This is a genomic window from Litorimonas haliclonae (assembly GCF_965138505.1).
Classification (GTDB): Bacteria; Pseudomonadota; Alphaproteobacteria; order Caulobacterales; family Maricaulaceae; genus Litorimonas; species Litorimonas haliclonae.
This window is the reverse complement of record NZ_CBCSCO010000001.1, coordinates 660111-683329: the sequence shown is the minus strand read 5'-3', so window position 1 is coordinate 683329 and position 23219 is coordinate 660111. Positions and strand designations below refer to the sequence as shown.

Below are 23219 nucleotides of genomic sequence, written 5' to 3'. Positions count from 1 at the left end.
TTAGGGCGCGTTAGACTTTTTGCCGTCAGCGGCAGGGACATCATCGTCAAAAAGAGGGGTTGAGAGATAGCGCTCAGCAAAGCTTGGAATGATGGTGACAATCCGTTTGCTTTTCATTTCGGGCCGCGCCCCGACTTTCAGCGCTGCTGCGATAGCTGCGCCCGAAGAAATGCCAACAGGCACGCCGTCTTTCGAGGCCACTTGTTTGGCCGTGGCAAAGGCTGTGTCGTTTTCAATTAGAACGACATCGTCGATAAGGCTTTTGTCCAGAACGTCCGGAATGAAGCCTGCGCCAATGCCTTGGATTTTATGCGGACCTTTTTCGCCTTTCGAAATCACGGGAGAGTCGGTTGGCTCAATGGCAATAACTTGGCAGTCGGGATTCTTCTCTTTCAAATAGCGTCCCGCGCCCGTGAGCGTCCCGCCTGTGCCTACACCTGCGATAAAGACATCAACCTTGCCGTCGCAATCCGTCCAAATTTCAGGGCCTGTGGTGGCATAATGAATCGCTGGGTTGGCGGGATTGGTAAACTGTCCGGCTTTCACCGCCCCAGGTGTATTTTTCACCAGCTCTTCAGCTTTCTCGATAGCGCCGGGAATGCCGCCGGAGGCCTCTGTCAGGACCAGTTCTGCGCCGAGCAGTTTCATCATCTTGCGGCGCTCAACTGACATGCTTTCGGGCATGACGAGTATAGCTTTATAACCTTTAGCGGCGGCGGCGAAAGCGATGGCGATACCGGTATTGCCAGAGGTCGGTTCGATAATCGTCCCGCCCGGCTTAAGCTTGCCGGATTTTTCCAAATCCTCAATCATCGCGATGCCAATGCGGTCTTTGACAGAGGCAATTGGATTAAAAAATTCAAGCTTGAACACGAGGTCAGCCGAAATGCCTTCGGTTATTCGGGGCAGGCGAATGATAGGCGTGCCGCCCATCGTTTCCAGAATATTGTCGTAAATTTTTCCACGGGCGGCTGAAGGCATAAGAGTTTCTCCTGCTTGAATTATATCAACTATATGGGAAAGCTGCGCCAAAGTGAAAGGTATATGGATAAATTGAAAGACCTGCCTATATAGAGGTCTCTATGGATGACCTTTATAATAGCGATATTCTGACTTTGTCTTCGAGCCTTCGAAACGAGCGTTTGGAAGAGCCTGACGGCACGTCTCGCAAAGTTTCCAAACTTTGTGGGTCTTGGCTGGAAATTGACGTCAATATGGATGGCGACGCAGTTGGCGAGGCGGCTCTGCGGGTTCAGGCTTGCGCCTTGGGGCAGGCGAGCGCGGCGATTTTGAAAGAGCAGATTGTCGGCGCGACTTTGCCGGAATTGATAGAGGCACGGAATTCGTTGAAAGCCATTTTGAAATCAGGCGGCCCTTCCCCTGAAGGGCGCTTTACCCGGCTCGAATTGCTTAAAGGCGTCTCCGCCTATCCGGCGCGGCATACGTCCACACTTCTGGCGTTTGAAGCGGCGGTGGAGGCCGTGAAAGTGGCTCTCGAAAAATAATTATCTGGGGTGAGACCTAACGCACCTCGCATCTCTCTGTGTGTTCGAACTAAATCGGATTGAGACAGGAACGGTTTTTACGGTGGCTCGTTAATCTATAGCTTGACCTCTAGAAAGAAAGCCCATCCATGACTGATAAGAAAACGCCCCCCACGACAACTGATGCAGGAATCCCGGTCGCTAGCGACGAGCACTCATTGACCGTAGGCCGCGACGGCCCGATCGTTTTGAACGATCACTACCTGATTGAGCAAATGGCGAATTTCAATCGCGAACGAATCCCTGAGCGTCAACCCCACGCCAAAGGAAGCGGCGCTTTCGGGCATTTCGAAGTCACCGAAGACGTCAGTCAGTACACAAGAGCCGCCGTCTTCCAGCCGGGCACCAAGACAGATACATTAATGCGTTTCTCGACTGTCGCCGGCGAGCGCGGAAGTCCGGATACGTGGCGTGACCCGCGCGGATTCTCGATCAAGTTCTACACCTCCGAAGGCAATTACGACATGGTCGGCAATAATACGCCGGTCTTTTTCATCCGCGATCCAATGAAGTTTCAGCATTTCATTCGTTCGCAAAAACGCCGAGCGGATAATGGTCTGCGTGACCATGACATGCAGTGGGATTTTTGGACCCTGTCTCCCGAGTCCGCGCATCAGGTCACTTGGCTGATGGGCGATCGGGGGATTCCCAAATCATATCGCCACATGGACGGATTTTCCAGCCACACCTATATGTGGATCAATGCAAAGGGCGAGAAGTTTTGGGTGAAATATCACTTTGAAACGGATCAGGGAAATGACTTCCTGACGCAGGAAGAGGCCGACAAGCTGGCGGGTGAGGATAGTGATTATCACCGCCGCGATCTCTTTAACTCTATTGCAAATGGCGATCATCCAAGCTGGACATTGTCCGTGCAGATCATGGAGTTTGAAGACGCCAAGACTTATCGGTTAAATCCGTTCGATCTAACCAAGGTCTGGCCACATGATGATTATCCGTTGATCAAGGTCGGTAAGCTAACGCTTACGCGCAATCCAACTGACTTCCATACAGAGATTGAACAGGCCGCCTTTGAGCCAAATAATCTGGTGCCGGGAATTGGACTGAGCCCTGACAAAATGTTGCTCGGACGCGGTTTCGCTTATGCTGATGCTCACAGGGCAAGGCTTGGCGTGAATTACAAGCAGATTCCGGTCAACAAACCGAAATCGCCCGTGCACAGCTACAGCAAGGACGGTGCCGGCCGGACGGAAAATGTCACCGACCCTGTTTACGCACCAAATTCCAAAGGCGGCCCGTCTGCCGATCCGTCGCTGACAGATGATGGTGGTTTATGGCACGCGGACGGGGATATGGTGCGCAAGGCCTACACGCTTCGCGAAGATGATGATGATTGGACGCAAGCCGGAATTTTGGTTCGCGAGGTGATGGATGATGCCGCTCGGGAGCGTCTCGTCAATAACATTGCAGGGCACCTCAAGGCAGGGGTTTCTGAACCTGTATTGGAACGCGCGCTCGAATATTGGCATAATGTGGACGCCGACTTGGGCGACCGAGTGGCCAAAGCTGTTAAGAGCTAAGATTTGAACTAAGATTAACAATGGGCAGGCCCTGTCTGCCCATTGTTACGGCGCTGGCTCGCAACCTACGCACCCTGTCCAACCCCCTTGCTATCTCCCCTCGACCCGCCTATACGCCCCTCGATTTCTCCGGCTTTTCCAAAGGCTGACAGACATCAGCGCGAAACTGGCGGTTATCCCCTCCCTTTCACGTTTTCATTGACGCCCGGATTGGCCGGGCTAGACCGCGGGTGTTTCCCGTCGGCAGGACCTTATTTTGGAGTTCCACTCATGAGCGAAGCTCAATCCATGAATCCATCCACCGATGATTTTGCCTCTATGTTTGAAGCGTCTTTCGAGACGAATTCAATGGAAGAGGGCACAGTTGTCAAAGGTGTCGTAACCGCAATCGAAAAAGATGCGGCCATCATCGACATTGGCCTTAAAACTGAAGGCCGCGTTGACCTACGTGAATTTTACACACCGGGCGACGACAAGAAAATCGCCGTTGGCGATGAAGTTGATATTTATCTTGAGCGTATTGAAAACGCTCTAGGTCAAGCTGTTCTGTCGCGCGACAAAGCGCGCCGCGAAGAGAGCTGGATCAAAATGGCGAAATTCTTTGAGGCCGAAGAGCCTGTCAAAGGCGCTATTGTTGGCCGCGTTAAAGGCGGCTTCACAGTTGACCTCGGCGGCATCAATGCCTTCTTGCCGGGCTCACAAGTTGACATTCGCCCAGTACGTGATGTTGGCCCTCTGATGAACGAAGACCAACCTTTCATGATCCTAAAAATGGATCGCTCTCGCGGAAACATCGTTGTTTCCCGCCGTGCTATCCTTGAGGAAAGCCGTGCAGAGCAACGTGCAGAGCTTGTCGGTCAATTGGCTGAAGGCGAAACACGCGAAGGCGTTGTCAAGAATATCACTGATTACGGTGCGTTCGTTGACCTCGGCGGAATTGATGGATTGCTCCATGTTACAGATATGAGCTGGCGCCGCGTTAGCCACCCGTCTCAGGTTCTGAATGTTGGCGATACAGTCAAAGTCAAAATCATTCGTATTAACCCGGAAACACAGCGCATCTCCCTCGGCATGAAACAATTGCAGGAAGATCCGTGGAACGCCGCTTCTGCGAAATATGTTGTCGGAACCCGTCATATGGGCAAAGTGACAAACATCGCCGATTATGGTGCATTTATTGAGCTGGAAGAAGGCGTTGAAGGCCTTGTGCACGTTTCTGAAATGTCTTGGACAAAGAAAAACGTTCATCCTGGTAAAATCGTTTCTACCTCTCAGGAAATCGAGGTCGAAGTCCTTGAAGTCGATCAGGAAAAGCGCCGTATCTCTCTCGGTATCAAGCAGGTTCAAGAGAACCCTTGGGACAGCTTCACAGATCGTTTCCCTGTTGGCTCTACAATCAAGGGCGAAGTTCGCTCTGTCACAGAGTTCGGTCTGTTCATCGGTCTCGACGGCGACATTGACGGCATGGCTCACTTGTCCGACCTCTCTTGGGAGAAGTCCGGCGAAGAAGCTCTTCAGGACTACAAAAAAGGCGACATGGTTGAAGCCAAAATCCTTGAAGTCGACATCGAAAAAGAGCGTATCTCTTTGGGTGTTAAGCAACTCGTCAAAGACACAATGCCAGCCGGCGCAAGCGGCGCAAACCGCGGCGCAACTGTCACTTGTACAGTGAAAGAAGTGAACTCTGGCGGCATTGAAGTTACCTTTGGTGAAGACGATGCGGAAACAACAGCCTTTATCCGTAAGGGTGATCTGTCCCGTGAGCGTTCTGAGCAACGTCCTGAGCGTTTCGCTGTTGGCGACAAGGTTGATGCCTTGATCACCCGTGTTGACCGCAAGACGCGCAGCTACACACTTTCTATCAAAGCGCTCGAAATCGCTGAAGAAAAAGAAGCTGTGTCACAATACGGGTCTGCTGACTCAGGTGCGTCTCTCGGGGATATCCTCGGCGCCGCCCTTAAAGGCGACAACTAGACCTCTTTCAGGTCACATTATGAACAAAGACCCGCTCTCTTTTAGAGGGCGGGTTTTTTATTAACTAATTGCGACCGTTTTTAGGAATCTCCTTGACGGGAGGCAGGGCGATAGCGTTATAAGACCGCTATGCTTCGTTCTGAATTGATTGACAAACTCCACGACGAAAACCCTCATTTGACAAGAAATGATATGGAACGCGTTGTCGCGGTCGTCTTGGAAACTGTTACCCAGACATTAGAGCGCGGCGCACGTGTGGAACTTCGTGGCTTCGGCGCCTTTTCCGTTCGCCATAGGAAAGCTCGCGCTGGACGCAACCCTCGCACAGGTGAAGATGTGTTCGTCCCTGAAAAGCACGTTCCCTTTTTCAGAACGGGTAAAGATTTGCGTGAAAATATTGATGCGTCAAAAGACAATTAGTCCTGACAAACCCCAGCTTTTTCAAATTAATTAAAATATTGACGGGCTTTCGCTCTTTGTGCAGTAAGAATTTTGACGCTTTGAGCGTCAGATTATACTGAAAGAAGGGTATCTCATGGGAATGATTTCAGAGTTTAAAGAGTTTGCTTTGAAGGGCAATCTTGTCGACATGGCGGTCGGCTTTGTAATGGGCGGCGCTTTTGCGACTGTCGTAACGTCCTTTATCAACGACGTATTCATGCCGCTCCTAAGTCCAGTTATGGGCGGAGTTGATGTAGGTGACATGTCTTACACAATGAGTGAAGCTATTGTCGAAAATGGCGAAGTTGTAAAAGAAGCCGCGGTCGTAAATTATGGCCTGTTTATCAATGCTACCATCAGCTTCATCATCGTAGCTTTTGTTATGTTTATGATCATCAAAGCCATGAATAGCGCAAAGAAAAAAGAAGAGGCTGCTCCGGCTGCCCCGCCTGCAAACGAAGTTCTACTAGCTGAAATTCGCGACCTTCTCGCGCGGCAGAATTCCAAGTCCTAAACTAGATATTAGACATAAAATAAAAAACCCGCTTTTTTACGAGCGGGTTTTTTTTTGGCTGTAATTAGAAGACTTAGTCCGACTTCAACTGGCTAATTGCTTGTTCAATTGTCTGAACGGAATAGGGCTTCTGAACAAAATTTGCTTGTGCGTGGGGTGACGCGACGTCCGGAACATCTTCATGTCCTGTTGCAAATAAAAACGGAATGCTTTGTTCCGAAAGGCGTTCGGCGATCGGAGCGCTCGTTTCGGAGCCCAAATTGACATCGAGCATAGCAAAATCGACGCTATCTTTAGATAAATAAGCCAGAGCGCTTTGAACCGTTGAGCACACCTCTACGGTCTCGGCGCCCAACTCACGTAACATTTCCTCGCAATCCATAGCGATAATGGCGTTATCTTCCACCAGCAGAGATCGTTTAATGCTTAAAGTCATAACTATCTCTGCCCATGTTTAGGCGTATTTCTCGCCGAGATAAACGCGGCGCACGTCTTTGTTTGCGCGAATTTCATCAGGCGTGCCTTCGAATAGCGCTTCGCCTTGAAAGAGGATGGAGGCGCGATCCACAATATCCAAAGTTTCCCGAACGCGATGATCGGTAATTAAAATGCCGATGCCGCGCTTTTTCAAATAAAGAACCAGTTCCGAAATATCCGCGATGGCAATCGGGTCGATACCCGTAAAGGGTTCGTCCAAGAGCATGAAGCTTGGTCGTGAGGCGAGGGCGCGGGCAATCTCGACCCGTCGGCGTTCCCCGCCTGACAGAGCAAGAGCCGGACTGTCTTTGATGTGGCCGATATTAAGCTCGTCGAGCAGCGCATCAACGGTGTCTGCCCATTTGGATTTATCTTTTTCGGTGAGCTGTACTACGGCGCGAATGTTTTCTTCGACAGTCAGTCCGCGGAAAATACTTTGCTCTTGGGGTAGGTACCCCACGCCGAGACGCGCGCGTTGATACATGGGCAGGGACGTAATGTCTTGGCCGTCCAGCGTAATCATGCCGCGATCGGCTTCGATCAGCCCCATAATCATATAAAAACTCGTGGTCTTACCGGCGCCGTTCGGGCCCATAAGCGCAACGACTTCGCCGCGTTGTACGGTCAAAGTAATATCTTTGACAACCACACGTCCGCGATAAGCCTTGCCAATATTATTGGCGGCGAGCCCTGTGGCAGGGGGCGTTATCGTTGATGTTGGTGTTTCAGCCATGTGACTTCTTTAAGACTTGATTAGGTTTACAGATTTTTACCGGCGTTTTATGTCGCCGGTTGTTCCGTTGCGCCTGTGCTTTTGATGAGGACGCGGACGCGTTGCTTGTTTCCGCATTTTCGGCCCTGGCATTCGCTAACGACGCGGGCTTCTTCGGTATCCAGATTATAAATGAGTTTGTCGCCCGTTACGACACTGTCGTCCTGTAAAAGGATGACGTCGCCCGTCACGGTAAAATTATTATCAGCTTGAGTGTAAACACCTCGCTCGCCGCGAACTTCCTGCGTGGGCGTTATGTAATAGAAATTCCCGACAGCGACGATTTTTTCGATATCTCCCATGGCGGAATTTATGCCGGAGCCGCCATTCTGACGACCTGTAATAGTCATTTCATCCGTTAAGATACGAACGTCACCCTGACGTGCATCCACTTGGCCTGAGAAAATGGCGAGTCCGCCCTCGAGACGGCTGTCATCGGCGTCAATCGTAATTGGTGCGCCTGAATTGCCTGCAAATTGCGCCATAGCTGGCGAGGCAAAGAGGGCACTGGCGGCCAAGGCCGCGGCGAAAATGGATATAATCTTGCGCATAGTCATCTTACTCACTTTGCCTGTTTCTAATTCCCGTTTTGTAATACAACGCGGGTCCGCCCGCCACTTCCGCATTCCCGTCCCTGACAATCCCCAGAAAACCGGATGGTCTCCGTGATCGTATTGAAGGTCAGCTTATCCGTTTTCGCCGTATTACCGCCAGGTTGTTTGACAAGAACGTCCCCAGTGACTGTGATAAGGTTTTTATCCCGTTCGTAAACACCCTGATTGCCAGTCACATCATTTTCCGCTGTTTTGTAACGGAAATTGCCCGTCGCGATGATTTTGTTGACTTCCCCGAGTCGCAGAGACCCGTCAGCTTCGGAAGTCGCCTCACGCCGGAAAATATCCATTGTGTCGGAATACAAAGTCGCCTCGTCCTGCACCACGACTACATCGTCAAAGAGCTCTGTTTTCCCCCCAACATAAACCGCGCGTTCTGCAGTGATGTTGATAGGCCCGTCTCCGCCAAAGGCGAAACCGGAGGCCGCCTCGTCAGAATTTTCGCCGGTAGCAGCCCTTTCCGTTTGGCTTGCCTCTTGTTGCGCCGGATCCTGTTTAATGGTCGCGTCCATTCCGTCTTTGAAAACAAATTCAGTGTAATTGTTATTGATTTCATAGGCGCGGCCATTGACTGTTCCAAAATTCCCGACACAGGCAATGGGCTCGTCGCCCTCAATGCGCTTGTCGCGGGCGAAGATACGGGCGTGAAGAGTGTCGCAAATATAGCCGTCATCCGTTTCAAGGTTCACATCCGAGCGGAGATTAAGAACTTTGTCCATGTCGTCATAAGTCCCGGTTTCGGCGAGGACAAATGAGGAGGCGGCCTCATCGGCGCGAATGAATTCCAAAACCGGTTTGACGAGCGCGACTTCGCTTGGGTTTTCCATTGTGCGGGTGGCCGTGTCCGCTGTCAGGTAAAAGGGCAGTCCGTCAGACGTGCGGCCACTATAACGGGGATTGACCATTTTTACGGATTCAGTTGGATTAGGGTCGTTAAAAGTATTCGTTCCGCTCCCAACAAATTGAAAGATCAGAAACAGAACGAGTAATCCGGCCAAGCCAAGTAGGATTTTACGCAGCCTTTGAATTCGCTGAGTGTGACGACGCGCTGCCTCGAGCGTTAAAGTGCGCTTGGGCTCCCACAAGCCAAGCGCATCCGCCACGCTGTTTTCGCGTGAGGGGGAGGACGGTGATGAACTGACAGCATTCATGGCTTTACGCTATAGGGGAGAGCAAACACAAAGTGTAGGAGGAAATCCTGCAAATGACGACTTGTTAAGGCAGTTTTTCAGCCAAAACACTGCCAGTGAATGATGTCAGAAGGGTCGGGGATCTATTTGTTCCGACTTAGCCGCTAATCCGCCCGGCGCATTCTATGAGAGAAAATATCCACATCATGCCAGCCGCCCAAATCAAGCGCCGCGCGCGTAGGCAAGAAGTCAAAACAGGCTTTCGCCATGTCGTAGCGCTTTTCACGTAAGAGACGGGCCGACAAAATGGTCTTGAGCTGGTGTAAATAAAGTACATCCGAGGCGGCGTAGTTTAGCTGTGCTTCAGATAATTCATCCGAGGCCCAATCGGAGCTTTGCTGTTGTTTGGACAAGTCGACGTTCAAAAGTTCTTTGCAAATGTCCTTTAGCCCGTGCCGATCCGTATAGGTACGCACCAGTCCTGAAGCAATTTTCGTACAAAAAATCGGACCCAAATCAATGTCGAGGTCACGTTTTAAAATAGCCACATCGAAACGGGCGAAATGATAAAGCGTCTCCACCTCTGGATTAGATAGCATTTTTTTCAAATTCGGGGCGTCGTAAGTTTCCCGATTCATCTGGACAATATGAGCGTCTCCATCTCCGCTTGACAGTTGCACGAGGCATAATTTGTCGCGAACTAGGGAGAGACCTTGTGTCTCCGTATCTACGGCAATGGTCTTACCCAGGTCGACATCTGCGGGGAGATCCCCTTTATGAAAATGGACGGTCATAAATATTCCCTGTGATTTGTAAGGGGCGGAGTGTTCAAGGGCGGGGGTATTCAATTCAAACCGTAAAAACAATGGGCAATCCCAAATTCGGCAAAAATGGCTGATACCTTGCTATTTATACAAAATGATATCATAATGTATTAAGAAGCAGTGAGGGAGTTTATAGTATGAGTGATATTAGAGAAAAAGAAGTCAAGTCTGTTAGCGGCATTCCGCTTTTGTTGATTTTACTGGCTTTAACGATCGTTGCGATTTTGGCATTTGTTGCGATTGATATGAGCAAAGCTATGAGGATTGCTGTCATGGTGATTGGAGTGCCGATTTTGCTCATTGCCTTTTCAGGGCTTTACAAAGTCGAGCCTAACCAATCTGCTGTGCTTAGCCTGTTCGGGAAATATATCGGGTCTGTTCGTACACCCGGTCTGCGATTTAACAATCCATTTTATACAAAGAAGAAAATCAGTCTCCGCGTGCGCAATTTTGAGAGCGGGAAGCTAAAGGTCAATGAATTGGATGGGTCGCCTATCGAAATTGCGGCCATTGTCGTTTGGGAGGTCAACGATTCTGCGGAAGCTGTTTTTAACGTTGATAGCTATGAGAGTTTTGTTCAAATCCAGTCAGAAGCAGCGATTCGATCTATGGCGACGAGCTATCCTTATGATCAACACGAAGCGGATCAAATCAGCCTGCGGTCGCACCCTATGGAAATTTCCGACCGCCTACGTCACGAAATCCAAGACCGTCTCGCCAAGGCCGGGATTAATGTTATCGAGGCGCGGATTTCTCACCTTGCCTATTCCCCTGAAATCGCTGGAGCCATGCTTCAGCGTCAACAGGCCGGCGCAATCATCGCCGCCCGTAAGAAAATTGTCGAAGGCGCGGTGGGTATGGTCGAAGACGCTTTGGCCGAACTCAAAGACAAAGACATAATCGATCTGGATCCGGAGCGCCGCGCCGCCATGGTGTCCAACCTTCTGGTCGTTCTTTGTTCCGATAAAGCGACGCAGCCTGTCGTGAATACCGGATCGTTATATTAAAGCTATTCGCGCCAGTTGCCCCGCAAGACACAAAATAAACCGGTCAAGAAATCTTTTCCTCTGCGAGTGAATGCAGAGGTCTTAGAGGCCGTGAAGCAATGGTCGGAGGATGAATTACGATCTGTAAACGGACAGATTGAATTTATTCTTCGCGAAGCCCTGAGACAGCGCGGCCGGCTTAATAGACAAAAACAGGAGACTGAAGATGAGTGAGCTTTGGGAGTATAAAATCGTTCAGCCGGAAAAAGGCGACGGTATCACTGGCGCAGACATTCGGGCCCATAGTACGAGTTTTTTGAATAAACACGGTCAAGAGGGTTGGGAATGTTACCACGTAAAAACGGATGTCCATCCTTGTGTGTTTTATCTCAAGAGAAAACTATAGGAGCTGTGCGTGCGGGAAAAGAAATGGGAATATAAGGTAGAGCGGGTGAAGCCGGCTGTATTCGGTACGACGGATAAGCAAAACGCTCAAATTGAAGAGCGTTTGAATCGTTTGGGTCTTGAGGGATGGGAATTGGTCAATGTCGTCCTTTATGGTCAACAGCGCCATCTATATTTGAAACGCTGACAAAGAACTCAGCTTTTAGGGACCGATTTGCCCCGCAATATTCTCCAAATGCGCCGAAGCGTACGTTTGGAGAGGTGATAGGGACTACTCGCTAATCGGGCAAGCCGCCTCACGCGTCGCCAGCGTTTCCGCGAGACAGGCGTGTATTCGGGCGTGAGATAGTCATAAAAAACTTCAGAGACGGCTTCCCAGCTATATTTCTGGGCGTGGGCCACACAGGCGTGTCGCGACATTTCTAACGCCTCCAAACAGGCTGTTTTCAAATCTTCATTGACAGACCCGGCCCTAGATCCCGGGATTATGTCGATAGGGCCGGAAACAGGATATCCGGCCACAGGCGTTCCAGATGCCATGGATTCGATTATGACCAGTCCGAATGTGTCTGTTTTGGACGGAAATACAAAGACATCCGCATCGGCAAAATAGCGCGCTAGGTCTTCGCCGAATTTTGACCCGGGAAAGGTAACGCCGGGATATTTCTTTTTAAGCTGTTCCAATTGCGGCCCATCGCCGATGACGACCTTAGAGCCCGGGAGATCTAGAGACAGAAAGGCCTCAATATTTTTCTCGACGGCGATGCGGCCGACATTAATCCAGATGGGCCGCTCTAGCCCTTTATAGACATCTTCCGGAGCGAAGCGGCGACCGGGATTGAAAATTTCCATATCCACGCCCCGCGCCCAGGGGGCCAATTTGGTAAAGCCGCGCTCACGAAGAAACTCGACCATAGACGGCGTTGTTACCATGGTACGCCCGCCCGAATTATGAAACTCCCTCACAAGTTTATATGGCCAGCTCAAGGGAATGAACGGAAAGCGGGCCTTGATATATTCTGGGAATTTAGTGTGGTAGCTGGTCGTGAAAGGCATTCCCCATCGCAAGCAAAGGGTTCGGGCCATTTGCCCTAAGGGGCCTTCAGTCGCGATGTGGACGGCTTCGGGTCCAAAGTCGGTGATACGTTTTTTAACGCTGTTAAACGCGAAGGGGGCGAGACGAATATCTGAATATGTGGGAAGCGGCAAAGTGAAGTAGCCATCCGACGGCGCAATGACTTCGACGACATGTCCGTTCTCCCGCAAAGCTTCGACTGTTTGCGTGAGGGTTCGGACAACCCCATTGACCTGCGGATGCCAAGCATCAGTTATTATCAGGATTTTCATAGTTTCTGGCATTACCCAAAAGGATTATCAGTTCAATATATAAAAATTATCACAGCCGGCCATGATTCTTGACGGCGTTTTTTCCGCGCTTTGGCGACTTGTCGGATGCGAGGCCAGCGCGAATCCGGCTTATACATAATCTGTGCACAGAATCAGCGGGTTTTACCTCTATTTTTATGTCTGAGGTTCCCTATTCAGGAGTTAGCTCGAGCCGATCCGTCGGTGATTTATTGTGCTTTAAAATACGAGGATTTCGGGCCGAAAATCCGTGTGACAGTTTTATAAAAAATTCCGCGTATTTCCAAAGGCTTAACGATTCATAAACCTTTTTCGACCCATTTCTGGACTACTAAGTATTGACGTGAAAGCCGAATTACACACAATATGTAGTCGAAGCCATTCGGTTTTGTGTTTACGGGAGAGATGTGGGGGACAGTCCCGATGGGACTGTTTTTGAGTCCGCTAAACACTTGAAAGATGGCGTTGAAAATAACACCTTGGGAGGGTTGAAGGATCATGACAGAGAATAACGAAAGCGAATTTAACGCGATGAGTGAAGCCGACATAGATCTGATGGAGCTTTCAGAGCCGACAGATGCGACTGTAGAGCCAAAAGTGCAGACTCAGAAGCAGAAAACAGCTCAGCCGCTTAATGTTGATGTGGAGCGCCCTCAGACAGTTCGGGCGCGCGACGCTCTATTGACGGATTTCGGCAAGAAAACTCTCGTGGATCGTTATCTTCTGCCTGAAGAAACCTATCAGGACATGTTCGCCCGCGTTTCTCGCGCCTATGCTGATGATACAGAGCATGCGCAGCGTCTATATAACTATATGTCCAAGCTCTGGTTCATGCCAGCGACACCTGTCCTGTCCAATGGCGGAGCGGATCGCGGCTTACCGATTTCCTGCTTTCTAAATTCTGTCGATGATAGCCTTGATTCGATTGTTGATATCTGGAACGAAAATGTCTGGCTCGCGTCTAATGGCGGCGGCATCGGAACCTATTGGGGTAATGTGCGCTCCATCGGCGAAAAAATTGGCCGCGCGGGTAAGACGTCAGGTATTATCCCGTTCATTCGCGTGATGGACTCTTTGACTTTGGCGATTTCCCAAGGCTCACTCCGCCGTGGCTCTGCCGCTGTTTATCTTGATATTCATCACCCAGAAATCGAAGAGTTTCTTGAAATCCGCAAGCCCTCCGGCGACTTCAACCGCAAATCCTTGAACCTTCATCACGGTTTGAACATCACGGATGAGTTTATGGAAGCTGTTGCCTCAGGCGCCGAATTCGGCCTGCGCAGCCCGCATACGAATCTGGTCATCAAAACCGTCAATGCCCGTAAAATTTGGCAGAAAATTCTGGAAATGCGTCTCCAAACCGGAGAACCTTATATGGTGTTCTCCGATACGGTGAATAACGCGCTGGCCAAACATCAACGCGACGCAGGTATGAAGGTGCAGCAGTCTAACCTTTGCGCCGAAATCATGCTCGCGACAGGCAAAGACAAATATAATAAAGAGCGGACAGCTGTTTGTTGTCTTTCGTCTCTCAATGCCGAACGTTGGGATGAGTGGAAAGACCAAGAGGGCTTTATCGAAGACATTATGCGTTTCCTCGATAACGTTCTAGAGAGCTTCATCCGCAATGCGCCGGATAAAATGGCCGAAGCGAAATACTCCGCCATGCGCGAACGCTCCGTGGGCCTCGGCTTGATGGGCTTCCACTCGCTCTTGCAGTCCAAGAACATCCCGTTTGAAAGTGCGATGGCTAAAAGCTTTAACAACCGCATGTTCTCTTACATCCGCAAAGAGGCTGACAAGGCGTCTAACACACTAGCCGCCGAGCGCGGCGCGTGTCCTGATGCGCTGGATATGGGCGTCACAGACGAACGTTTCAGCCATAAAATGGCTGTGGCCCCAACGGCCTCTATCTCGATCATTTGCGGCGGGACGTCAGCAGGTATTGAACCAATCCCGGCGAATATCTACACTCACAAGACTCTGTCTGGCTCCTTCACGGTTCGGAATAAGTTCTTGGAAGCCTTGCTCGAGGAGAAAGGACTAAATTCAGACGGAATTTGGGCTACTATTTTGGAAAATGAAGGGTCTGTTCAGCATCTTGACGATTTGGATGAGCATGAAAAGGCCGTTTTCCGGACGGCGTTTGAAATCGATCAGCGCTGGGTTATTGAACATGCCGCAGACCGCGCCCCACATATTTGTCAGGCCCAGTCATTGAATATCTTCATTCCGGGCGATGTCGATAAATGGGATCTTCATATGTTGCATTGGCAGGCTTGGGAAAAAGGCGTTAAATCGCTCTATTACTGCCGTTCCAAATCCATCGCCCGCGCTGGGTTTGCAGGTGCTGAAAATAAATCTGAAATCGAACAAGCTATGGAGGCGGCGGCCCCGACCGATTATGAGGAATGCCTCGCCTGCCAGTAATGCGGTTTAAAGTGTCTTAAGTATAACTTTAAATGATTTAAGTAATGAATGGCTCGGTTTGTAAAACCGGGCCATTTTTGTGGCTTTCCGGTCACATTAAGAAAAAATTTACGCTAAATTTAAAACATATCTATCCCATTGGCATAATACTGTCATATTGATGTGAGAGGTGACTAATGATATCGTCATACACCTTATAGTGGTAGAATCACGGCTAGATGTTAGTCGTAGATAAGAGAAAGAAAAGGCGCAGATCCGTGTTGAAAATAAAACAGCACACTTTGATCAAGCATCTCAGCGTGACAGCGCTATCTGTGTGTGCCGTTTTTTCTTTTTCTGTCTCAGCTTCGGCTCAAGACACTCCCTCTAGTTCCAAGGGTTCGACGGATGGCCTTAGTTTAAACTTGGGCTCAACGGTAAACCCAGAATATGCGAGCGGCTTTGAAACGCAGAAGGGGCTCATTGACCTTCCAGCAAACAGCGTCGGATCGACGATTTTCAAGCTGGATATATCCGACCCAAAATGCCTCACCGGGACAGGAAGTTGTTTGCGCCGTGACGAGCAAGTTAATCTGGGCGCAGCAAAACAATTCACAAGCGGCGTCACCAAAGGGCTCGATTTCTCCTTAACGCCCCGCGCGTCTATGCGGAGAAACGACAATGAGTCGTCAACACTTGTCGGCGCGGTTGTGGAAATCGGAAAAGACCTGCGCGAGGGTTCGGAGTTTGAAAGCAATACCTGGTATGTTTTTGCAGGGGCCGATGCTGAAGCCCTAACATATTCTCCAAATTCAATAGATCGTCTAACAAGCGGGCAGTTCCACTTACAAGACCGCATCATAGTCGGGGACGCCCAAGCAGGTGTTGGGTACCGTTTAGGCGATGCAGATGTTTCGCTTTCCTATATGCGCCGCGAGGCAACAGCCCAGGACTTCAGCTATTCTGAGGATGCTGCCGCTCTTTCCTTCACTTGGAAGAGATAAAATAACTTCTAGACCTGCTTCTAGGCAGTATCCAAATCGGTGCGTTCTTGACGTTTTGACAGGTTGCGCTTAACGCCTCGCTATGACCGAAGAAATTTACCTCAAATCCAAAGCTTGGCCCTTTGAACAGGCGCGTCTGATATTAAAACGTCTGGACATTGAAAAGCGTCGCGGAATTGACCGCGGCGATAGACCGGTCATTTTTGAAACAGGATATGGTCCGTCCGGCCTACCGCATATCGGTACATTTGGCGAAGTCGTTCGAACGACTATGGTACGCAATGCGTTTATCGCCCTAACAGAGGGCAAGATTGAGACCAAGCTCATCTGTGTATCGGATGATCTCGACGGAATGCGGAAGGTGCCGTCAACCGTGCCAAACCCCGAAAAGCTTGAAGCCTATCTGCAGAAGCCCCTTACGGATGTGCCGGACCCGTTTGGGACACATGAGAGCTACGGCGCGCATATGAATGCACGCCTACGCACCTTCCTTGACAGTTTCGGGTTTGATTACGAGTTTTTTTCCGCCACCGATTTATATCGCACAGGCCGATATGATGATTATCTGTTACGGGCTTTAGAGAAGTTTGATGACATCATGGCTGTTATGCTGCCGACTCTCGGCGAAGAAAGACGTGCTACCTATTCGCCATTTCTGCCTATTTCTCCAAGTACCGGGCGCGTACTCTACGTCCCTATGAAATCGGTTGATGCTAAGGCTGGAACCATTACTTTTGATGATGAAGACGGTACGGAAGTGACCGTCTCAGTCACAGGCGGGCAGGTGAAATTGCAATGGAAGCCTGATTTCGGGATGCGCTGGGCGGCGCTTGGCGTCGATTTCGAAATGTTCGGAAAAGACCATCAGGACAATGCGCCGCTTTATTCGCGTATCTGTAAAATTCTCGGCGGGGAACCTCCGGTGCAGTATGTTTACGAACTCTTCTTAGACGAAAAAGGCGAGAAAATATCCAAGTCAAAAGGAAATGGCATTTCTGTCGAAGATTGGCTTGCTTACGCGCCCCAAGAAAGCCTGTCCTTATTTAATTTTGCCAAACCGCGGGCGGCGAAAAAGCTTTATTTCGATGTCATTCCGAAAACAGTGGATGAGTATTTCCAGCATTTGGCCGGTTATCACAAACAGGACGAAAAAGCGCAGGCGAACAATCCTGTTTGGCACATTCACAACGGAAATCCGCCAAAACATATCCCCCCCGTCACATTTGCGCTTCTTCTAAATCTTGTGAGTGCAGCGAATGCGTCGGACCGCGATATTCTTTGGGGCTTCATTGAACGTTATGAGCCAGAGGCAACACCCGAGACAAATCCCGTTTTGGACCAGCTGGCTGATTTTGCCGTTCGGTATTATCAAGACTTTGTGAAACCGAATAAGTCTTACCGCGATCCCAGTGATCAAGAACGGGCAGCGTTGGTTGACCTTGCCGGTCGCCTTAGAGAGGTGGAAGAGGCTGAAAAGACGGATGGCGAGGCCCTCCAAACTCTTATTTTCTCTGTTGGAAAAGACCATGAGTTCGAAAACTTACGGGATTGGTTCAAGGCCATTTACGAAGTCTGTTTGGGCCAAAGCCAAGGCCCGCGTTTCGGATCTTTCGTAGCCATATATGGCCCGGACGAAACAGCGGAGCTGATAGAAAATGCGCTTGCGGGAAAGCTCGGTTAATCCCGCTTTACGACCAAAAGGAATATACAAAGCGTGCGCCCCTATTTGGGGCGTTTTGCGTAATATTGCCCGCTATAATCGCTGATTTGCGACGCAAGCTTAATTTGTCCCACCGACATTTCTGTTTTCATTAGCGTTGAATCGCCATTGGCGAGGGTGACGGGGACAGCTATTTTCATGATAGCCTCATCGGGGGCTTGTCGAAGAAAGCTGTATACTGTGTCTTCGGAGTTGGACGCAGGCCGGAAGCCGCCATCGGGATTATACGGAAACAGTATAATTTTTCCGTTGGGTAGCTGCATTGTGGCCGCTTTAGTTGAGGTGGCATGGTCAATTTTGAAGGCTCTGCGAATCTCTCGGCGAGGCGCGTTTAGAGTGAACTCAATATTTCCCGGTGTTCTGTTGAAGTAATAGGTGGAGACTTTTATCATGCTCATCGGATCAGGAAATGCATCGCAGCGATACTGGGCTGTTGGGCCTGAACATTTGGCTACGACATGCTCACTTGACCGTGTTTTGGGATCAATATCCAAAGTATCCGGATAGGCCCGCGCGGAGACATTTGTAAAATCATGGGTGAGGGTTATGCGTACATTTCCAACCAAAACTCTCTCGACCACATATCGGCGTATATTTCCGTTTTCTTTATCTTTCACGCAAACGGTTTCTGCTGTGGGGATCGATTTTTCAGGATAGAACGGATAACCGTCAAATTCCCGGCTTCCGCCTTCGGTAGATTTCACGCCGTCCAGATAAACCCTGCTATCGCATTGAACCGCAAAAGCCGAAACGTTGAAGAAAGACAGCAAAATGTAAGCTAACAGAGCGTAGGCTGGAAATAGAGCAACTTTATTGGGCATATACCAAGATTAAGCGTGAACCGCCTGACCGCACAAGTCACAAATACCGTTACACGAAATTGGGCCGTTAAATTTGCTAGGCGCGCCATAGGGATAATGGTAGCAAAAGATATGGTCTGGTTGCGATACCTTACATTCCTCCTTCTGCTCTGCGGAATTAGTTTTTTCCCTAATTCTGCTTCGGCGCAAGCGGAATCGGATGTACAGAGTTATATAAAATCCGGTCAATATGAGCAGGCTCTCGAACTGGGAAGGGAGTTGAAAACCGCTGACTCGCTTTCGCTAGCGTCCGAAGCGCTGGCGCGGCAAATCATGTTAGGGGAGTCAGACGCACCGCAATTAAGGGCGAAACAAGCCAGAGACCTTGCGCAAAGAGCGCTTAAATTAAATCCGGACCATCCCAATGCGCGCCTTCAATATGTTGTAACCGATGGGTTCGTCGCGCGGTATACTGGCGATGTTGCGGCGTGGTTTAAGAAACTCCCACAAAAGAGTTTGGAACATATTCAAGCTTACCGAACCGACTTTCCGCAGGAAGCCAGGGGAGATGCACTTATGGGAGCTTGGCACTTGGAAATTGCCCGCAAGGCCGGGGCTGAAAACGGCGAGAAATGGTTCGGCGCGCGCATAGATTATGGCAAAGGCTTTTTCGAGCAGGCCCTTCAACGAGACCCAACAGATTTAATTATGCGCGTCAATTATGCCTTTGCCATAATTGCATTGTCCCATGAGGGGGCGATAAAAAAGAGTGATTTAACAAGGGCCAAATCGATTCTGGCAGATTTAGAATTGGAAGAGACTTCAGACGATCTCAGTCAAAAAATGTTCCAAAAAGCCAAAATTGCCGAGAGTTTATTTGAAGATCCAGACGCCTTGAAAGACTATGTAAACGCCTTTTTAGAAGGCGAACCGACCTAAAGTATAGTGCGTTTAAAGCCTGTTTTTGTTTTCGCTATTATTGCGATACCCAGACGATACGGGCAATCCATTGAATATCTCGTCTGGCAAAATCCCTGTTGTCATATTCCGGGTTGAGAGAGATGAGCTCTATGCGGGTTTCATTAATTAGGCGAAGTTCTTTCGCCATAATCTCCCCTTCATTGGTTTTCACAACCACACGGTCGCCCCGCCGCACTGTCTCGTTCGGGGCGACAAGAACTTTATCTCCTGCGCGTAGAACGGGCGACATGGAGTCACCAGCAATTTGTAGGCAATAGACATTTTCGTCTCTGACGCCTGGCACTCGGACATCTTCCCAACCGCCCCCGACGGGAAATCCAGCATCATCAAAGAACCCTTGGCTGCCCGCCTGCGCCAGACCAATAACAGGTATGGACGGACCATGTGCGCCGGCCTGATCCGCAAAACGCGCGAAATCTTCAAAGCTCATCCCGACCGTGCCCAGGACTTTGGAGAGGCTTTCCGTAGATGGCCAGCGATTCTTACCAGAGGCCGACTGGCGCTTGGATTTATTAAAAGTCGTCGGGTCGAGACCGGCTTGTCGCGCCAGGCCGGACGGGCTTGTCGACAAAGATTGAGAAAGTCGATCCAGGGCATTCCAGATATCGGTATGGGAGAACATAAAAGCCTGCTTAGGAAAAAAAGCCTAAGCGGTCAAATGGAAAGCCGTCCTAGCGAGGCGGGATGAATAAACAGCGCAATTCATAAAAAACCCGACACTGTTTATTAAAACAGGCCGGGGAAGGTATTCGCACCGCTAACCTTAGCAAAGCGCGAGGGGAAAGTCAGTTTTGTGAGGCGCGCGATAAACTCCGCGCCTCATAAGTCTTAGGTGGCCACAAACTCAGGGTAGCTTGGGACGCCAATTTCAGCTTGGTCCAGTCCAATATATTCGTCTTCTTCGCTGACCCGTAGTCCGATGGTGAATTTCAGGGCAAACCAGACGATGGTCGAGGCGATACAGACAAAGACGGCTGTGGCAAGAACACCGATAAGCTGCGGCATGAAGGTCACATCAGGGTTAGTGAAAGCGACAGCCAGCGTGCCGAAGATACCAGCCACCAAGTGAACCGGAACAGCGCCGACAACATCGTCGATTTTTAGCTTATCCAAGAGTGGTACTGTGAGGCATGCTAAGAGTGAGCCGAGACCGCCGACCAGCAAAGCAACTGGAACGCTCGGTGTAAGAGGTTCAGCGGTAATCGCCACCAAACCTGCCAAAGCCCCGTTAAGCGCCATTGTCAGATCAATTTTACCATAACGGATCTGAGTGTAGAGCACCGCCATGATAACCCCGGCGACAGCGGCCATATTTGTGTTCACAAAGATTTTGGCCACTGAGTCTGCGTCAGCAATAGTGCCGAGTGCAAGTTGTGAGGCGCCGTTAAACCCGAACCATCCGAGCCACAATATGAATACACCGAGTGTTGCCAAAGGCATGGAAGAGCCGGGGATCGCATTCACTTTTCCGTCAACATATTTGCCTTTACGGGCGCCGAGAATAATCGCGCCCACCAGAGCGGCCCAGCCGCCTGTGGAGTGAACCAGTGTAGAACCGGCAAAATCAGAGAAGCCCATGCGGTCAAGGAAGCCTGTGCCCCATTCCCAAGACCCCACAACCGGATAGATAAAGCCGGTTAGAACTACGACGAAAATGATGAAAGGCCAGAACTTAATGCGCTCAGCAACTGTTCCTGAAACGATGGAGGCCGTTGTCGCGCAAAAGACCATCTGGAAAAACCAGTCAGAATAATCTGAGTAGCCGGTGTCCGTACTTGGGCCGCCAAAGCTCATTATGCCTGGCATTCCAAATAGACCAGCGCCATCACCGGAAACATTATACATAAGCTGATAACCAATGACCCAGAACATCAGTCCGGCCACAGAATAAAGACTAATATTCTTCAGACACTGCATCGAAACGTTTTTAGTACGGACAAAGCCCGCCTCTAGCATGGCAAAGCCTGCCGCCATCCACATAACGAGGAAGCCGCCAATCAAAAAGAGTAATGTATTAAAGACAAAGGCGTCATTTGCCGCCAGACTCTCGAGTGTCGGGGCGTCTTGCGCCGCCGCTATTGCGGGTAGAGCACTGAACATAGCGGCCCCCCCAAAGATTTTCGCAAATTTGCGCATAGACATAACGGATTCCCTTCCAGTTTTCTTGTGCCTCCTCTTTGGCGATGATTTTGTGTGCATGAAATGGAATCGGGCGTCGGAAATGGGGACTCACGGGACAGAGTCAGAATCTGTGCGCTGTTAATTCGTTTATGCCCTGTTCTTGTGCGGCGAGGTTGTTTATAAAGTAAATATGTCAGAAATTAAGATTGCCTATAAGATATTGACCCAGGCCGAATGGGGTGAATTCATTCAGGACATGGAGTTTGAAGGCACAGAATTGGACTTTCAAGATGGGTTTATTCACCTGTCCGCGGAGGATCAGGTCCAAGAAACGCTGCATACCCATTTTACTGGCGGCGGGACGATCGTCATCGTCAAACTTTCTCTTGAGAGGCCGGAGCTGGAAATCAAATGGGAAGAGTCGCGTAATGGCGAGAAATTTCCACATGCCTATTCTGACCTGACAATGGATGATGTTCTGTCATATCGAAAACTTCTGCCAGACCGTAACGGGCGGTATGTATTCGAGGCAAATTAATGAGTCTTTTTTACAAGGTGGGCACGTCGGTACTGCGAAAGCTTCCGACGGAACGGGCGCATATAACCACTGTTAAAGCTTTGCGGGCCGGATTTGGACCGAAAGCAAACGCTCAGGCCTTTCCGGAACTTGCTGTCAATGTCGGCGGTCTTAGTTTACCCAACCCCGTAGGATTAGCCGCTGGGTTCGACAAAGACTGCGACGTACCGGACGCTATGCTCGACGCTGGGTTCGGATTTGTCGAATGCGGGACGGTAACTCCTAAGCCTCAGGCCGGAAACCCCAAGCCTCGGCTATTCCGTCTGACGGAGGATGAAGCGGTTATCAACCGAATGGGGTTTAACAATAAAGGCCTCGACCATTTTTCGGAGCGTCTGCGGGCGCGGCGCGAAAATAGCGGGATTATCGGGGCCAATCTCGGCGCTAATAAAGACAGTGAAGATCGTATTGCGGATTATGTGACAGGGCTTGTTCGTCTCTGGGGAATGTCTGACTATTTCACGATCAATATTAGCTCGCCAAATACGCCGGGACTTCGGAACCTTCAGGGCAGTACGGAAATGGATGAATTGTTGGGGCGCTTGTCTGAGACCCGGGCCAAGCTCTCAGGGGACTCACCGAGCTATCCCATGTTTTTGAAAGTCGCCCCTGACCTAGATTTTTCTGATGTAGAACGAGTCGTTGAACAAGCTCGAACCTATGGCCTGAATGCGATTATCGTCAGCAATACGACAATTGAACGTCCGGACAGTTTGACCAGCCCCCATCGCGGAGAGGGTGGGGGTCTTTCGGGACAACCCCTCTTCAAAAAATCCACCGCGCTTTTACAGGAATTTTCTGACGCCGCCGATGGGCGGATTGATTTGATCGGCGTTGGCGGTGTTGGGAGCGGCGCGCAGGCCTATGCCAAGATAAAGGCCGGAGCAAAAGCCGTGCAGCTCTACTCCGCGCTTGTTTATCGCGGCCCGCAATTGGTGCAGGAAATTTGCGAAGATTTATCGGCGCGGCTGAAGGCGGATGGTTTTTCGAATATTGCCGAGGCAGTCGGCACGGCTTAGA

General features: G+C 50.1%; 25 protein-coding genes. 15 read left to right on the top strand and 10 right to left on the bottom strand.

Annotation, left to right across the window (positions count from 1 at the left end):
* The gene (gene cysK / locus ACNA05_RS03140) at positions 1-981 is read right to left on the bottom strand and encodes a cysteine synthase A (RefSeq protein ID WP_415809916.1); all 981 of its coding nucleotides are present in this window, start codon (positions 979-981) and stop codon (positions 1-3) included.
* A 101-nt stretch (positions 982-1082) separates the two neighbouring features.
* Here cysK and ACNA05_RS03135 point away from each other — a divergent pair, with 101 nt between their 5' ends.
* From ACNA05_RS03135 to mscL, 5 genes are all read left to right on the top strand, one after another.
* On the top strand, positions 1083-1505 hold the full coding sequence (locus ACNA05_RS03135) for an iron-sulfur cluster assembly scaffold protein (RefSeq protein WP_415809915.1): 423 nt from the start codon (positions 1083-1085) through the stop codon (positions 1503-1505).
* 128 nt (positions 1506-1633) lie between these two features.
* A complete protein-coding gene (locus ACNA05_RS03130) occupies positions 1634-3085 on the top strand; it encodes a catalase (RefSeq protein WP_415809914.1) in 1452 nt (483 codons plus the stop codon).
* A gap of 270 nt (positions 3086-3355) precedes the next feature.
* The gene (rpsA, locus tag ACNA05_RS03125) at positions 3356-5059 is read left to right on the top strand and encodes a 30S ribosomal protein S1 (protein WP_415809913.1); all 1704 of its coding nucleotides are present in this window, start codon (positions 3356-3358) and stop codon (positions 5057-5059) included.
* 129 nt (positions 5060-5188) lie between these two features.
* Entirely contained in the window at positions 5189-5479 is a 291-nt protein-coding gene (locus tag ACNA05_RS03120; RefSeq protein ID WP_415809912.1) for an integration host factor subunit beta, read from the top strand.
* 115 nt (positions 5480-5594) lie between these two features.
* Positions 5595-6014 (top strand): large-conductance mechanosensitive channel protein MscL, encoded by a 420-nt coding sequence (gene mscL, locus ACNA05_RS03115; RefSeq protein ID WP_415809911.1) that lies wholly within the window; start codon positions 5595-5597, stop codon positions 6012-6014.
* A 73-nt stretch (positions 6015-6087) separates the two neighbouring features.
* Here mscL and ACNA05_RS03110 read toward each other — a convergent pair whose 3' ends face one another.
* The 5 genes from ACNA05_RS03110 to ACNA05_RS03090 all read right to left on the bottom strand — a co-directional run bounded on the left by ACNA05_RS03110 (position 6088) and on the right by ACNA05_RS03090 (position 9801).
* Positions 6088-6450, bottom strand: coding sequence for a response regulator (locus ACNA05_RS03110; RefSeq protein ID WP_415809910.1), 363 nt, complete (start codon positions 6448-6450; stop codon positions 6088-6090).
* An 18-nt stretch (positions 6451-6468) separates the two neighbouring features.
* Complete coding sequence (gene lptB, locus ACNA05_RS03105) at positions 6469-7224, bottom strand: LPS export ABC transporter ATP-binding protein (RefSeq protein ID WP_415809909.1); 756 nt, start codon at positions 7222-7224, stop codon at positions 6469-6471.
* 47 nt (positions 7225-7271) lie between these two features.
* Positions 7272-7814, bottom strand: a complete 543-nt coding sequence (locus ACNA05_RS03100; RefSeq protein WP_415809908.1) for an LptA/OstA family protein — start codon at positions 7812-7814, stop codon at positions 7272-7274.
* Positions 7815-7840: 26 nt separating this feature from the next.
* Entirely contained in the window at positions 7841-9028 is a 1188-nt protein-coding gene (gene lptC, locus ACNA05_RS03095) for an LPS export ABC transporter periplasmic protein LptC (protein WP_415809907.1), read from the bottom strand.
* Between the two features lie 143 nt (positions 9029-9171).
* Positions 9172-9801, bottom strand: a complete 630-nt coding sequence (locus ACNA05_RS03090; RefSeq protein WP_415809906.1) for a ribonuclease D — start codon at positions 9799-9801, stop codon at positions 9172-9174.
* Positions 9802-9977: 176 nt separating this feature from the next.
* Here ACNA05_RS03090 and ACNA05_RS03085 point away from each other — a divergent pair, with 176 nt between their 5' ends.
* From ACNA05_RS03085 to ACNA05_RS03070, 4 genes are read left to right on the top strand one after another with little or no spacing between them, the layout of a single operon-like run.
* The gene (locus ACNA05_RS03085) at positions 9978-10838 is read left to right on the top strand and encodes an SPFH domain-containing protein (protein ID WP_415810112.1); all 861 of its coding nucleotides are present in this window, start codon (positions 9978-9980) and stop codon (positions 10836-10838) included.
* 15 nt (positions 10839-10853) lie between these two features.
* The gene (locus ACNA05_RS03080) at positions 10854-11051 is read left to right on the top strand and encodes a type II toxin-antitoxin system antitoxin (RefSeq protein WP_415809905.1); all 198 of its coding nucleotides are present in this window, start codon (positions 10854-10856) and stop codon (positions 11049-11051) included.
* A complete protein-coding gene (locus ACNA05_RS03075) occupies positions 11044-11223 on the top strand; it encodes a DUF4177 domain-containing protein (RefSeq protein WP_415809904.1) in 180 nt (59 codons plus the stop codon). Before ACNA05_RS03080 ends, ACNA05_RS03075 begins: the two co-directional genes overlap by 8 nt.
* 9 nt (positions 11224-11232) lie before the next feature.
* A complete protein-coding gene (locus ACNA05_RS03070) occupies positions 11233-11409 on the top strand; it encodes a DUF4177 domain-containing protein (protein WP_415809903.1) in 177 nt (58 codons plus the stop codon).
* Between the two features lie 8 nt (positions 11410-11417).
* On the opposite strand, the gene ACNA05_RS03065 is transcribed toward ACNA05_RS03070, so the two are convergent.
* Positions 11418-12569: a glycosyltransferase family 4 protein gene (locus tag ACNA05_RS03065; protein WP_415809902.1), complete on the bottom strand. Its 1152-nt coding sequence runs from the start codon at positions 12567-12569 to the stop codon at positions 11418-11420.
* 573 nt (positions 12570-13142) lie between these two features.
* Here ACNA05_RS03065 and ACNA05_RS03060 point away from each other — a divergent pair.
* The 3 genes from ACNA05_RS03060 to ACNA05_RS03050 all read left to right on the top strand — a co-directional run bounded on the left by ACNA05_RS03060 (position 13143) and on the right by ACNA05_RS03050 (position 17681).
* Positions 13143-15017, top strand: a complete 1875-nt coding sequence (locus tag ACNA05_RS03060; RefSeq protein WP_415810111.1) for a ribonucleoside-diphosphate reductase subunit alpha — start codon at positions 13143-13145, stop codon at positions 15015-15017.
* Between the two features lie 257 nt (positions 15018-15274).
* The gene (locus tag ACNA05_RS03055; RefSeq protein WP_415809901.1) at positions 15275-16000 is read left to right on the top strand and encodes a hypothetical protein; all 726 of its coding nucleotides are present in this window, start codon (positions 15275-15277) and stop codon (positions 15998-16000) included.
* Between the two features lie 82 nt (positions 16001-16082).
* Positions 16083-17681, top strand: coding sequence for a lysine--tRNA ligase (locus tag ACNA05_RS03050; protein ID WP_415809900.1), 1599 nt, complete (start codon positions 16083-16085; stop codon positions 17679-17681).
* Positions 17682-17722: 41 nt separating this feature from the next.
* Here ACNA05_RS03050 and ACNA05_RS03045 read toward each other — a convergent pair whose 3' ends face one another.
* The gene (locus ACNA05_RS03045; RefSeq protein ID WP_415809899.1) at positions 17723-18541 is read right to left on the bottom strand and encodes a hypothetical protein; all 819 of its coding nucleotides are present in this window, start codon (positions 18539-18541) and stop codon (positions 17723-17725) included.
* 15 nt (positions 18542-18556) lie between these two features.
* Here ACNA05_RS03045 and ACNA05_RS03040 point away from each other — a divergent pair, with 15 nt between their 5' ends.
* Complete coding sequence (locus ACNA05_RS03040) at positions 18557-19459, top strand: tetratricopeptide repeat protein (protein WP_415809898.1); 903 nt, start codon at positions 18557-18559, stop codon at positions 19457-19459.
* A gap of 37 nt (positions 19460-19496) precedes the next feature.
* Here the strand turns inward: ACNA05_RS03040 and ACNA05_RS03035 are convergent, their stop codons facing one another.
* Positions 19497-20123 (bottom strand): S24 family peptidase, encoded by a 627-nt coding sequence (locus ACNA05_RS03035; RefSeq protein WP_415809897.1) that lies wholly within the window; start codon positions 20121-20123, stop codon positions 19497-19499.
* Between the two features lie 206 nt (positions 20124-20329).
* Positions 20330-21643 (bottom strand): ammonium transporter family protein, encoded by a 1314-nt coding sequence (locus ACNA05_RS03030; protein WP_415809896.1) that lies wholly within the window; start codon positions 21641-21643, stop codon positions 20330-20332.
* Positions 21644-21812: 169 nt separating this feature from the next.
* On the opposite strand from ACNA05_RS03030, the gene ACNA05_RS03025 reads away from it, so the two are divergent.
* Positions 21813-22160, top strand: a complete 348-nt coding sequence (locus ACNA05_RS03025; RefSeq protein ID WP_415809895.1) for a DUF952 domain-containing protein — start codon at positions 21813-21815, stop codon at positions 22158-22160.
* Positions 22160-23218 (top strand): quinone-dependent dihydroorotate dehydrogenase, encoded by a 1059-nt coding sequence (locus ACNA05_RS03020; RefSeq protein WP_415809894.1) that lies wholly within the window; start codon positions 22160-22162, stop codon positions 23216-23218. The genes ACNA05_RS03025 and ACNA05_RS03020 overlap by 1 nt, the downstream gene beginning before the upstream one ends.
* Position 23219: the final 1 nt, after the last annotated feature.